Origin of the sequence: Mesorhizobium sp. M1A.F.Ca.IN.020.04.1.1, from assembly GCF_003997315.1 — a bacterium.
GTDB lineage: Bacteria > Pseudomonadota > Alphaproteobacteria > Rhizobiales > Rhizobiaceae > Mesorhizobium.
In genome coordinates this window covers 1,821-14,580 of record NZ_RZSN01000020.1, presented here as the reverse complement: position 1 = coordinate 14,580, position 12,760 = coordinate 1,821, and the positions used below count along the sequence as shown (strand labels likewise).

Below are 12,760 nucleotides of genomic sequence, written 5' to 3'. Positions count from 1 at the left end.
ATGATTGCCGACCGTATCGAAACGGATCTGATCGGACCGCTCGCTGTACCGGGCCACGTGCTCTATGGCGTGCACACCCGTCGAGCAGAACAGAACTTCGATGTGTCCGGGCTGCGGCTGAAGGATTTTCCCGAGTTCATCCAGTCGATGGCGATGGTGAAAAAGGCTGCTTGTCTTGCAAACATGGAACTCGGACTGCTCTCGCCCGAAAAGGCCCAGGCTATCTCAGATGCGTGCGGCGATATCATCGAACTGAAGGGGATCGAAGAAAACTTCCCGGTTGACATGATGCAGGGAGGGGCCGGTACGTCGACAAACATGAACGTCAACGAGGTTGTGACCAACCTGGCCCTGATCAAACTCGGCGCCAAAATTGGCGATTACGCAAGGCTGCACCCCAACGACGACGTAAACCTTTCCCAGTCGACAAACGATGTGTATCCGACCGCAATCCGTCTGACGGTTTTGCGGGCCTGCGACGGGCTCGTATCGGCACAAGTCAATTTGCGTGATGCGTTTCGCGCCAAGGCGCTCCAGCACGCGAATGAGCTCAAGGTTGGCCGAACTCAGCTTCAGGACGCCGTGCCCATGACAGTTGGGCAGGAGTTCGAAGCCTTTGCTGAACTCATCGACGAAGATATCGTCCAACTTCAGTCGGTCGCGAGATTGTTGTTGGAAATCAACCTTGGGGGCTCGGCGATCGGCACCTCGATTAACGTGCCCCGCGAGTTCCCAGGCATCGTTTGCGGTCATCTGTCGCGAATATCAGGCATTCAGCTTGTTGCTGCCCGTAATTTCATCGAGGCAACGTCGGACACCGGCGGCTTCGTTTCCTTTTCGGGCATGCTGAAGCGCATCGCAGTCAAGCTGACCAAGATCTGCAACGATTTGCGCCTGCTTAGCAGTGGGCCGCTTGGCGGACTGGGCGAGATTCGATTGCCACCCGTGCAGGCCGGCTCTTCGATCATGCCGGGTAAAATCAATCCCGTCATTCCTGAGATGGTGAACCAACTCAGCTTCCAGGTGATTGGCAACGATCTTACCGTGACACTGGCCGCAAGCGCGGGCCAGCTTCAGTTGAATGCAATGGAGCCGGTGATCGTCTTGAACATCCTGCAATCCATGCGGTTGTTGACGAGAGGAATGCGGATTTTCAAAGAGCGCTGCGTGGACGGGATCGAAGTCGATTTTGATCGTTGCAGAGCGCTGCTTGATCAATCCCTCGTTCTGGCAACGCCCTTAGCAAAACTGATCGGCTACGGCAAAGCAGCCGAATTGTCCAAGCGCGCTTTGGCAGGGAAGAGGACCTTACGCCAAGTCGTTGAAGAAGCGGGGGTTCTGCTTCCCGACCAGGTTGAGCATATTTTTGGCAACAGCGCTGAGTTCGCTGGTCTCCCCGACGCCTCCCCGGCTTGAAGATTGGAAGACTGTCTCGGAAGTGATGACCGGGACATCCCGGTCGTCGGGCTTGGCGCAGCGGATGCCGTTCGCACAGCGCCAAATGGGTAAGGCGCCGCTCGCAAGAGACTGCTGGCCCTTACGTCAGCTGGTCAGGACCTGTCGTGGACGGCGATGACAGCCTTGATCAGCCCAGCCTTCTCGCGTGACCAGCGCGCAATGTCGTGAGGGCTCTTGGCCAGAGTGGTCCGGTGGGTCACGAGCCTGGTAATCGGTATTTCGCCGTCCCGGATCGATGCGGCGACCTGATCGAAATCGCTCCTGGTGGCGTTACGGCTGCCGATCACCGTCATCAAGAGCAGAGCCGAGATCGTGCCTCACTTACCCGTCCATTCGCGAATACGGCGCACGACCTCAGTTGTCGAGATGCCGTACCGATCGTGAAGTGTCGGCAGAGCACCGGCGTCCAAAAACTCGTCGGGAAGGGCGATCTGCCGAAAGGCGGGTGTCACGCCCTCGCGCATAAGCAATGCGGCGACACTTTCACCCAGTCCGCCTATGACGGTGTGGTTTTCCGCCACCACCACCAGCCGGCCAGCTTGGCGCGCGGCCGCAAGAATTCTCTCATTGTCCAGCTGAGATTGCCTCGGATAGTTTGTCGAACCCAGCCTTCCTCCCCGAAGCCCGTCGGCAGACAAGGCGGACCCGGTATTCCCTGGTCCGCCTTTTTGCGTCCTTCTAATGGCGAGTTCGCGGGTAAGGCTTACGTCTTCGTTTCGGGGGAGAAATGGAAAAGCGAAACGAACGGCGTACTGCGGCAGGAATCGGTGCAGAAAGGCCCACGCAAAGTCCCCACATCTTCGTCAGTCGCTCACTCTCCGGCGGGTGTGTACGCGCTGGCGACCTTGTTTGATATCGCCACCCCGCCGGACATCCGCTCGCCTTCCAACTCGGAATTCTCCTAGGAACACGTCATCCTCCAAGCTTTCGACCTGACGTTCCAGCGTCTTCCGTTACCGTGCTGCTCGAATGAGAAACTCGGTGCTGCGTCGAAATTGGTACAGATGGCGATACTTGCTCGATTGCTAAAATAGTGAAATTTTCGCCTCGAGTGCCTGGAAGCAGGATTGGGGAGATGTACTTTCCTCAGTTTCTGGTCGGAATGCTTATCACGTCGAGCGTAGTCGGAACCTGGGCCTATGAGGTCACAGGGTCCGTCTGGATGAGCATTGCCTGGAGCCTCCTAGCCGCGCTTCTGTTGCAGGTCGGCTATCTCGCGATTGTGTTCAGGCTTGTATATGGTCGGCGACACTCCGAGCCGAAGGCGAAGGAGACCGATCCGGACGCTGCCAAGCAACAATCCCTTCCACATCAGCCACGACATACAGACGGCCGCTGACCAACTGCCGGCTTGGGCGTTCTCGTCCCTGCTTTTTTGGAGACCCGTAGCGTCCGCGCAGGCCCCCGTATGTGTCCGATCACAAGATTCCCGCCACATTGCCGAGCTTTGGTTAGCGTCGCTCCCGGGTAACATGCAACAATTGCTGGAGTCGGACCGGCAGGTGCGGCGAGGCGTCCAATTCGGTACAGCTCTTTTTCCATCGGCGGAGATATTCGGCGATTGGAACCCCGCTGCGGCCAGGCCAGCGGTTGAGCGCGCCCAGCGCCTCAACGCAATCGGGAACCTGTTCGTATTCTGCGAGAATGGTCGGGCACATTGCTTGCGCGAACGGATTGAGACCTGGAACTTCGATCTCGTTTCGGTGGTCGGCGAACCACGTCGCAGCATCTCGGGTAAGTCCCTGGCTGTCGGCGAGCGCGGTATAGCGTTTGATTATGTTCCCACGATATTCGGCAATGGCATCGCCGAAAGCGTTGTCACCTGCGAAAGGCGGGTCCTGTTTCCAGTCTTTCGCCAGGCGTCCCAGGCCTCGCAGCGAGAAGGCCTCCACCATGGCTTCCTCCAGCCATTGGCAAGGCGGTGCCGGCTTCGCATCGGCCTGCCAGCTGTTGGCAAGCACATGGCCGAGTTCATGGCCGAACTGGTAGGCAAGCTTCGACCAGTCCCGTTCGCCGATGTCGACAATGATCCAGGCCATACTGCTGCCGTCGGGATGCAGCCAGATCGCCGGCTGTCCGGTGCCATGGCGGTCGACGCGGAGCCTTGCCGGCTGGCGATCAGACAGCAGTCGGATGCCGTCTAGGCAGACGCGCCGCGCCTTTTCAACGACCTGTTCTGCCGCTTGCGGGAGCATGCGGCCCCAATTGCCCGCGAGTTCGAGCGGGGCGGACAGAAGCGTCGCGGGTGTCTTATTCCGGGGGGATGGCATAGCTGCATAGCCCGGGTCCAGGATGGCCGAAAACTTTGCCATTGCGGTAGCCGATGCTGCCGCAACGATGATGCCAACCGCCAAATCTCGGCGCCTCATAGCCTCTCCAGTTGGCGGACGCAAATCCTCCAAAAGTTCGAATGCCTGGTCCAAGCCGTCTCGCCAGCTACCACCGATCCGGCTAGACTTGAAGTTCTCTCAAGTGGAGGCCGGGGCGCAAGCTGGTTCGCTCGATGCAAAGTGAGTGAATGGACGAACCATCGCCAAAATGGGGCTAAAAGCGTCATGTCGGAGATTTATGTAATCAATCTCGATCGAAGTGTCGGGCGGCTGGATAAATTTCGCAAGTTGAACTCGCACCTGCCGGAAGTCCGGAGGTTCTCCGGATTTGACGGAAAATCCATCGACCGCGACAAGCTGATAGAGCGTAGGGTTATCAGTTCGGATTTGGAGTATGCGCCTGGGAGTCTGGGCTGCGCCATCTCGCACGTGACGCTCTGGAGAGAGGCCGTCGGTCGGCACAAGGTGATAACGGTTGCCGAAGATGATGCGATCTTCTCTCGCGAGTTCGAACGACATACGAACGCGCTCTTGGCGAACATCCCGGCCGAGTGGGATTTCATCCTGTGGAGTGCAAGTCTGCGATGCTATGCTTGGCTAGATGCCCTTCCTGGCGGAACCGGTGCCAGGCTGGAGTTCTTTCCGGGCGAAGTCATGACGCATATTGCTGACTTCCAGGAGGCGGCAATCGAACCTGCTCTGCTTCGAGCGCGCTATCTGCTCGGCACGGTTTGTTACTCCGTCTCGCCACGTGGCGCGCGCGCGCTGTTGGAGTGGTGCCTTCCGATACGGCCGATGATCGTGGATTTTGCAGGCTTCGGCCTAAGGCTGAACAATGCAGGCATCGATTGCATCATGGCGGGCGTGATGCCCTCGCTCAAAGCCTATGTGTGCTTGCCACCGCTTGTCATCAGTGACGAACGGCCGGAGGAATCGGTACGGATCAATACGTGAGCGACAGGCTGGCGTTGACCGCAGTCGGCCAGTCCGTCCCGTCAGGCAACCGATAGCCTTCACCGAACACCTTCTTCGCCGAGCGGCGCTGCTCGATCTTCGTGCCGGCGCCGAATGAAGAAATCGAGGTTGTTCCTGAGACGCTCATTGCCCGGGTCAAGCTCGAGCGCCATCTGCCCCCATTCCACAGCACGGTCCATCGCATTCAGGTGCCATGAGGCGATGGCGCCCAGATCAAACAGCCGAAAGCCCCAGCAGTTCGGGTCATCGAGATAGCTTCCGGTGCGACGGGTGTTTTCGATTCCGTTGCTGCACGCCCAGAACAGATTCAACCAGTCGGCCCTGCCGTGGAGTTCCTCCGCAAGGTCGGCCCAGATCTCGCGCCGATGCGGCGCTTCCATTCGCGCTTTGTCCAACCACACCAATCTCTGGTCCGGCATCATGCGTGCGATGTAGCGCATCGCTTCTGACCGTTCCTCGCCCCAGGTGCTTGTCGGCAAGCCAAGGTAGCGCTCAAGCAATTGAACGGCCTCGTCGGGCCGGTTGGCCCACATCAGGTCCCGCCCGAGCCAGAAACACATCTGTGCGTCGTCGGGATCTTCCTTGTAGGCAACCTCCATCAGAGGCAGGTAGCTGCTCCTGGTTGGCTTGGCCAGGTCCTGCACCTCGAACATGACCAGGTCGTTGCTGGTCGTGACCACCTCCCTTTCTCCGGTGAAGACGAGGGCCTCATGGACGGGGCGCTTGAAGCGATATCCCCAGCGATGGTGAAAATTCTTGGTGGCCCATTGCCGCAACGGTCTGGGGTCGTCGACACTCGCTCTATAGATCGTCTGGCAATAGAGGGCTGTCGTTTCGGGTCTCCAGGCCGCCTCCAGCTTGGGGCGCCAGCCGGGCTCGAGGAAACGGTCCATGTCCATCGTGCAGCACACGTCGACGTCGGCGGGGATGAGTGCCAGGGCGGCATTTCGGGCGTCATCGAAGCGCCATGGGCGGACCGCGATCCGGTGCACGGTGACGCCGGCGTTGATCAGTCGGGATACCGTGTCGTCGGTGCTGCCGGTGTCGGCGACTATCCGATAGTCGGCGCCGACGGCCGAATTTGCCCACCTCTCGACATGTGCGGCTTCGTTCAACGCGATGGTGTAGACCGCTATCTTCAAGGAAGGGGTCCGCGATTGGACGCAGTCGCTAAGCGACCTCCCGCTGAACGGCTGGACTCGCCCGAACCCGACCGCACCGCCCTGTGACGCTCATCGAACAAGGCCGACGCCTCCGCGCTTGCGGATCGCCACTAGCCCTCCGAGCAATTTTGCCTGGCTAAGCTCGAAATGGCTGTCGAAGAACCGGATTTCGGCGAACTGATCGGCAAGGTCGCTGATACCGACCGGGTCGATTGATCGGGCCGTGCCGTGCTGTTGGATTTCTCGCAAGAGATGCTTGGTGAGTGTGATTTCAACGGCATTTTCGCTTGTTGGCTGCCAGTCGAGGTCTTCGATGAAATACCATCCACCCTCTGCGAGCAGCGGGAAGAATTCGCGCAGCGTCAGTTGCTCGTCGAACGAGGCGTGGCTGCCGTCGTCGATAATCACGTCAAGCGAGCCCGGTTCCAGCTTCGCCGCGACCGAGCGCAGATCCTCCAGCTTGGATTGATCGCAGACGAAAGACTTGAACCTCTCATTGTTGAACTGAGAAAAATCCGTCAGGTCGACACCGATCACCTCGGCGTAAGGAAAATAGGATTGCCAGAGCGCGACCGAGGGGGTCTCGGACTGGTCGCCTTCCGCGGCGATGCGACAAAGGCCGATCTCCAATAGCCTCCGCATGCAAAGTCTCCGGCTGGACAGCAGCCGCTCGTAGACGCGTGCGTAAGCATGCCGGTTGCCGGTATGGCGGTTCTTGTCGGTGTTGAAGCGATCAGCAAGATCGATGAGTGTGGGAAAGCTCCGCAGCGGCTCGACCAGCAAGGAGATGAGCGGCGCTCCTTCCCCGCCCGAGCGAGCCTCATTTCGTGCCGTCCACAGGTGTGTTCCGAAGACACGCTCATCATTCAGGTAGACAGCCAAATCGGCGAGCGGCTTTTCGAACTCGCCTATCTCGGTCCAATCGATCGCGTTAAAGAACATCGGCCCGAAGACCCAATCGCGCAGCTCGGCGCCTTGATCCGAAGCAATGTAGTCGGAGAGCAGTTTCGGGCCGATTTCGCCAAATCCCTTGCCGCTCTCACCGAAGAACCGCTCGATTGACATCTCGTAGAGCGCTCTCAAATGGGGGCTGAAGGCTTCGGCATAGATGACGTTGCCGCAGACGAAGTGGCCTTGGTGCCCGCCGCGCCATTGCAGATTGAAAAAGTAATCGCCGCGGAACGGAAACGGTCGCAGCATGACCACGTCGCAATCCATCCACAACCCGCCATGTTCGTAAAGCACGGCGTAGCGAAAGGCGTCGCTGAAATAGCGGATCTCGGAGCCGGCGACCATTCGCTCGAACAAGCTGCGCGGCATCACGTCATCCGCGGCGCGTACCTCGACGCCGAGCGGCACGAGGAATTGAAGCTTGTTCGGCGAGTAGCTCCAGACCCTCACGGGATGGCCTGCGGCGCGCATCGACGTGGTGGCGGCAATCAAGGTCAGATGCTTCGCAGTGTCGGAAAGCACCTCGTAAAAGCAGTGGATCTGAGGCAGCGCGGCATCTCCCCTGTCCAGGAAGGGGGCTATCCGGCTATCGAACGCCCAGGATTGATCGCGACGCTCATGCGGCGAGTCTGCGAAGCGAAGGAACGGCGCCAGCTCGAGCAGGACCTCCTCTGTGCCTTTCGCATTGCCGGAGAGGACAATCCTGCTCGCCTCCTTCGGGAGTCCGCTGTCAGGCCGGGTTTGTTGATGGAGGTCGCCGGGTTCTTTGCGCTGCTGAGCCGCCGCAATTTGTATGGTCGCACCGTCCGCCGACGTCGTCGCAAGTGAGCTCCAATATGCCTCGCTTCCGAACAAATAGTCGGTCCTCTCCAGCAGCGAGCTTACCTCCGAGGCATCGACGGCGGCGATCCACGCTTCGCTCTCGGCGACGCCGTACGAAATCAGCAGGCGCTCGTCTTTTGGGTGCCAGGCTAGGCCGGCGGCAAATTCACCCCCCTTTTCATTGAAGAAGAACGGCCGGCTGATCTTTGCCAAGCAACCTGTTTCGTCCAACCAGACGAAGCGGTGCTGGCAGTATGGCTGAGCCCCGTCCGGCCTTGCCCGCGTCTCGTGCGCGAGTGTCAGCCATCCGCCTTCGAAGGCGATCGCCTGGGTGCCTCCCTTGAGCTGGTCGGCAGCGACGGAAGACGGCTTTTCCGATATCGTCTGCCCTTGATCGCCGACAATGCGGATGGAATCACCCACAGAAAGGAACTGCAGCCGCTCCCGGTCGGTGCCGATGCCAGCCGGCTTGACGAGGGGGAGCCAGTTGTTGCCGTTCACCTTCGCACCGATCGGCCGGAGCACACGCCAGTCGGTCATCCGGTATGGTGCAGGCCCGCCGTGGTCGATGCGCGCGATGACTGGTTCGCCTTCTGCGGCCGACGCGCGCATATAGGCGCTGCTCCACAATTGCCCCTCCCAGGCAAACGGGCGCATGGCCTCGAGGCCGCAGCCGTAAGCAGGTCGCGGCAAGTCGGTCGGCTGTGAAATCTCATCGGCCGACGCGATCCCGAATTCGCTGTCGATGCGCAGCAAGAAATTGCGTGTGTGCACCGCCGCTCGATCCGGCGCTCGAGCCCGGAGGTTCTCTTCCGCCGCCGCCAAGGTGATGGCCCCCTGCAACACTACGATCTGGTTGTCCCAGCGAGCCACGGAGGGGTTTGAGAGCCGATAGCCGTCGGGCGGCATGAAGCCGACCGGTTGCGCAGTGAACGATGGCATCATCGTCTTGGCGGGCTGGATGTAGAAGAACAGGTTGGAGCGCGCCAGATCGCGGGAACCGTCGGCGATGCTGCGGCTCAGCGCCAGCCAATTGCACACTGCGAACCCGCGGTCCTTGCGCAATGGATCGCTCGCGTAGTTTGCCGCGATCGCGTATTCCTCGCGAAGGCCCGTCGTGTAGATGAAATCCTCGAGAAACAGGATGTCTTGCTCCGGTTTCCTGATCGCCAGACCGGCTTCCGAAAACAGCACGCTGGCGTCATTCATCCCCTTCTCGCGATGGAACCGCGCGAGGTCGTAGAGGGGTTCGGTACGTTGCGGGCGCTGATTGAAGGCAGCAAGCGCCTGGCGAACGAAGCCTGCGTCGTCCCCGAGCTTTCTTAGGCAGCGCGCCTCCTGCAGCCGGGCGTTCCATGCTTCCTCGTCCCAGCCGCCCATCGCCGCGCGTTTGGCGTAGGCCACCGCCGCCTCGGCCGTGCGTCCGGCGTCGCGGTAGGACTGCGCCAGGTAAAACCAGTATCGGTGGTTCTCCGGGTCTTTTTCCAGCGCCTCCAGCAGGAGCTTGATGTCGCGCTCGAACTTGTCGACGCGGTTCGATCCGCTGGCATGGTCCTTGTACCAAACGCCCTGCAGTTCCTTCACGTCGCCGGGAACGTCGAGATATTCATGCGTCACGCCACGGTAGCGGGCGCCGGCATCGCGCCTGACGATGCGGGTGTTCCAATAGGCGAGGTCGGAACCGGAGCGCTGGAGCAGCCGATAGCCAGGACAGTCGAGCTGCGCTCGGAAGCCCGCGTCCTCGACGACCAACTCCATGTCGGCGTCGTCAAAAAGCAGATAATCAAAGGCGAGCGACGAAGCATATGCATGATCGAGCGCGGCGTTGCGGGCCTGCTCGAAATTTTCGAAGGGGAACTGATGCAACTCCCCGGGCAGGTCGCGATCGGCGAAGAAAGCCCTGATGTAATCCTGGGTCCCGTCGGTCGACCCGGTGTCGCCGATGACCCAGCAGTCGATGTGGTCGACAACCGCCCCCAGACAGCGCTGCAGGTTCGCCATCTCGTTCTTGACGATCATGTTCAGGCAAAGTCGCTTGCCCGTGGTCATCCGTGAAATTGCCATCTCTCGCTCTGACGTTGCGCGACGTTCAAGCAATGCCATTCTCTGCGTGCCGCGGATGAATTCGCGGAGCCGTCTCGAAGCTCCCGTTGTCTACTTGTCCCGCCACTGGAGCGGCTAAGGTCCTCAGACGATCTCCGCCCACTTCACCGCCATTTGCCAAGCGACGTCAAGATCGACGAAGCGGTGGTTGGCGTCGACCCCGTCGCGACGCCCCGACGGGGATGGCAGTGCTCAAGCTCGATCACGTTTCTGGGTTTGACGCAAATTCCGGGGTGCGGGTTAAGTTCTGGATTTCAAAAATATTTTCTAGAGTTTCGGTCTGTAATATTTCACGACCTAATACTTTAGAGGTAGGCCAGTTTAGTCGCTCCCATAGTTTACAGATCGCTAATTTTCAAATTTACTAATTTGCTGCTGTGAGGGGGGCCCACAGGTCGTGGGTAGCTGGCATTCTGCGGAAGTCGTAGGGGAGTCAAGCCAGAGGGTTTCGGGAGTAGCAAGGCCAAAGTCGCGGACGACTAAGGCACGTGCGTTGGTGAGCGCGCGGCCGTGTGAGCGTTTGTCTTTTTTGTTCGGGTCGAACGGGTTTTCCACTCCGGAGTTCTCTCGCGAGTTTTCGCCAAGAGATCGGCGTCAGCCGTGACGGGAGTGAATCGTGTATCACGTGATGTCACGTGCGTTTCCCAGGGAGTTTGAAGCCCGCCGCTTCGACAAACTTCAAGCATATCCGCAACTAAGCGCCGCTGGCCGTACCCATCTATGCGCCGGTGGGGAATTGGTTGCTGCAAGGTGCGACGGGCTGCTGCCGTGCCCCGCATCCAAACCAGATTTCAACAGAGCTATTCAAGCCGAGTGCCGTCGGCGAACGGCGCCGTCTGCGACTTGCTGCCGGCCGATCGGACCGGGAGTCGTCTGGAGCAAAGGCTGCAGCCCATCACGTCTTCGCGCGCGAGCTTTCGTGCGGCCTTGCGGCCAAGCCCGTCGGGTCGGGGGCAGCACTGCGGTGATTGAAAATCAAGTGTCAAGCAGGAGAAGCCGCGGCATCAGCCGCCGCTAATCGGGGAGTGCATGATGACCTACGCAACTTCGTCTACTGCAATGGACGTGACCGTTAGGGGCGTTTTGCCCATCGGCGACGCCACCGAGCATATAACCTATTTCATTCTGGATGCCGCCAAGAACGCGATCGTCGGCCAGGTCATTCTTCCCGCTGCCGTCAAGCGAAGCCACGCTGTCGCTATAACCGTCAAGGTTCCGAGCACCGCCGGCTCTCTCGCGATCGGCACATTTGACGATGGCGGGAATTTCCAAGCCTCCGGCTTCCTCCGTGTGGAGACTCCCCTCGTTGGCCGCCCAAGCGGCGCCATCGGGCCGTCCGGAAGATGACCGCGGCCAAGCGCCATTTCCGCGCCGCTCGCCGACTAAGCCGGTGGGCGGTTTCCCTTTTGAAATGAATTGGAAGCGAACAGGAGCCAGTCATGGCCCGTGCCTCTGAAATTCTCTTTGTGGATCCTTCGATCTCCGATCTCGAGACTGTTCTGAGCAACGTCCGGCCGGGGGTCGAGGCCATCCTGGTCGATGGCCGTCAAGCGCCGGCGGCGCAGATGGCTGCGGCGCTGAGAGGGCACGAAGAACTGCACGCGGTCCACATCATCGCGCACGGCGCACCTGGTCGGGTTGTTTTCGCTTCAGGAGAATGGTCGGTCGGGACGTTGAAGGGGGCGGCTGAGGAATTCGCCGCAATCGGCAGGGCGCTCGCTGCGGACGGGGAACTGCGGCTATGGAGCTGCGAGACGGCGCTGGGAAAGGCGGGCGATGCGTTCGTCGACGCTTTGGAAGCGGCCGTCGGCGTGGATGTCTGCGCGTCCAGTTCGCTTGTCGGTGCGGCAGTCCTGGGCGGTGCGTGGGAACTACCCGCACGTGCGGGCGCGTCGGCGCCCCTGCCGCCGCTGACCCCAGTTGGCGTAGCAAGTTACATCGGGCTCCTGGTGGCGGGTAATCTGACGCTTACCGGCACTGTAGCCGATGGCAACAGTAAAAGCATAAATACGTTTTATCTTATTGATACTACTGCCAATCCAGATACCATTGTTGGAAGTTTCGTTCTTCCTCAGTCGAACAATGGAGTGGCGTTCAATTTTGCAATAACTATTACAGTACCTGATACAACCCATACTTATCAAATTTACACCAGCGGCTTCGAGCTATACGGTACGCTAACGCCTGCCGCCGGTAATACTTACAATTTTGCGACCGACGCTGGTAACAATGGTGACAATGGCGATACATTCAATGGGGGCAGTCTCGCCGTCACGAGTCAAGTAGGCCCGACCGGCCCGGCTGGCGCGACCGGCCCCACGGGTGCGACCGGCGCCACGGGCGCGGGTGCAACGGGCGCGACCGGCGCCACCGGAGCAACAGGCGCCACGGGCGCAACCGGCGCGGGTGCAACAGGCGCGACGGGCGCCACCGGAGCAACGGGCGCCACGGGCGCAACCGGCGCGGGTGCGACGGGCGCCACGGGTGGAACGGGCGCCACCGGAGCAACTGGCGCGACCGGTGCTACAGGTGCGACTGGCGCTACGGGTGATACTGGAGCCACGGGCTCGACTGGCGCGACCGGAGCAACAGGCGCTACCGGCTCCACCGGCGATACAGGTGCAACCGGCGCCACAGGCGCGACTGGCGCCACCGGTGATACCGGCGCCACTGGCGCTACAGGCGGTACGGGTGCGACTGGCGCTACGGGCGCCACCGGCGATACCGGAGCAACCGGCGCCACAGGTGCGACCGGCGCCACCGGCGATACCGGAGCAACGGGCTCGACGGGCGCGACCGGAGCTACAGGCGCCACCGGCTCGACCGGCGCGACCGGAGCAACCGGTGCCACAGGTGCGACCGGAGCCACGGGTGCGACTGGCGCCACCGGCGATACCGGAGCAACGGGCGCAACCGGCTCGACCGGAGCAACCGGCGCCACAGGTGCGACCGGCGCCA

Annotated in this window: 8 protein-coding genes and 2 pseudogenes; 5 read left to right on the top strand and 5 right to left on the bottom strand. The window is 60.7% G+C overall.

Annotated elements, in window-relative coordinates:
* Entirely contained in the window at positions 1-1,416 is a 1,416-nt protein-coding gene (locus tag EOA49_RS07015) for an aspartate ammonia-lyase (RefSeq protein ID WP_127239610.1), read from the top strand.
* A gap of 134 nt (positions 1,417-1,550) precedes the next feature.
* Here the strand turns inward: EOA49_RS07015 and EOA49_RS07010 are convergent.
* From EOA49_RS07010 to EOA49_RS06995, 3 genes and pseudogenes are all read right to left on the bottom strand, one after another.
* Positions 1,551-1,751 (bottom strand): annotated as a pseudogene (locus tag EOA49_RS07010) (dehydrogenase); the annotation flags it as partial.
* Positions 1,752-1,775: 24 nt separating this feature from the next.
* Positions 1,776-2,033 (bottom strand): annotated as a pseudogene (locus tag EOA49_RS07005) (transketolase C-terminal domain-containing protein); the annotation flags it as partial.
* 876 nt (positions 2,034-2,909) lie between these two features.
* Positions 2,910-3,770 (bottom strand): hypothetical protein, encoded by an 861-nt coding sequence (locus EOA49_RS06995; protein WP_127239611.1) that lies wholly within the window; start codon positions 3,768-3,770, stop codon positions 2,910-2,912.
* A gap of 243 nt (positions 3,771-4,013) precedes the next feature.
* Between EOA49_RS06995 and EOA49_RS06990 the strand changes: the two genes are divergently transcribed.
* Positions 4,014-4,742 (top strand): glycosyltransferase family 25 protein, encoded by a 729-nt coding sequence (locus tag EOA49_RS06990; protein WP_127239612.1) that lies wholly within the window; start codon positions 4,014-4,016, stop codon positions 4,740-4,742.
* A gap of 59 nt (positions 4,743-4,801) precedes the next feature.
* On the opposite strand, the gene EOA49_RS06985 is transcribed toward EOA49_RS06990, so the two are convergent.
* Together EOA49_RS06985 and EOA49_RS06980 are read right to left on the bottom strand one after the other, a co-directional pair.
* Positions 4,802-5,905 (bottom strand): glycosyltransferase, encoded by a 1,104-nt coding sequence (locus EOA49_RS06985; protein ID WP_067330623.1) that lies wholly within the window; start codon positions 5,903-5,905, stop codon positions 4,802-4,804.
* Positions 5,906-5,995: 90 nt separating this feature from the next.
* Positions 5,996-9,283 carry a glycosyltransferase gene (locus EOA49_RS06980; protein ID WP_206520157.1) on the bottom strand — a complete coding sequence of 1,096 codons (3,288 nt, stop codon included), beginning with the start codon at positions 9,281-9,283 and terminating at the stop codon, positions 5,996-5,998.
* Between the two features lie 24 nt (positions 9,284-9,307).
* Here EOA49_RS06980 and EOA49_RS33030 point away from each other — a divergent pair, with 24 nt between their 5' ends.
* The 3 genes from EOA49_RS33030 to EOA49_RS33025 all read left to right on the top strand — a co-directional run.
* On the top strand, positions 9,308-9,754 hold the full coding sequence (locus EOA49_RS33030; protein WP_206520155.1) for a hypothetical protein: 447 nt from the start codon (positions 9,308-9,310) through the stop codon (positions 9,752-9,754).
* 1,077 nt (positions 9,755-10,831) lie between these two features.
* Positions 10,832-11,149: a hypothetical protein gene (locus EOA49_RS06975; RefSeq protein ID WP_127239614.1), complete on the top strand. Its 318-nt coding sequence runs from the start codon at positions 10,832-10,834 to the stop codon at positions 11,147-11,149.
* Between the two features lie 92 nt (positions 11,150-11,241).
* A partial coding sequence (locus EOA49_RS33025) for a DUF4347 domain-containing protein (protein ID WP_206520152.1) occupies positions 11,242-12,760 on the top strand: 1,519 nt, incomplete at its 3' end.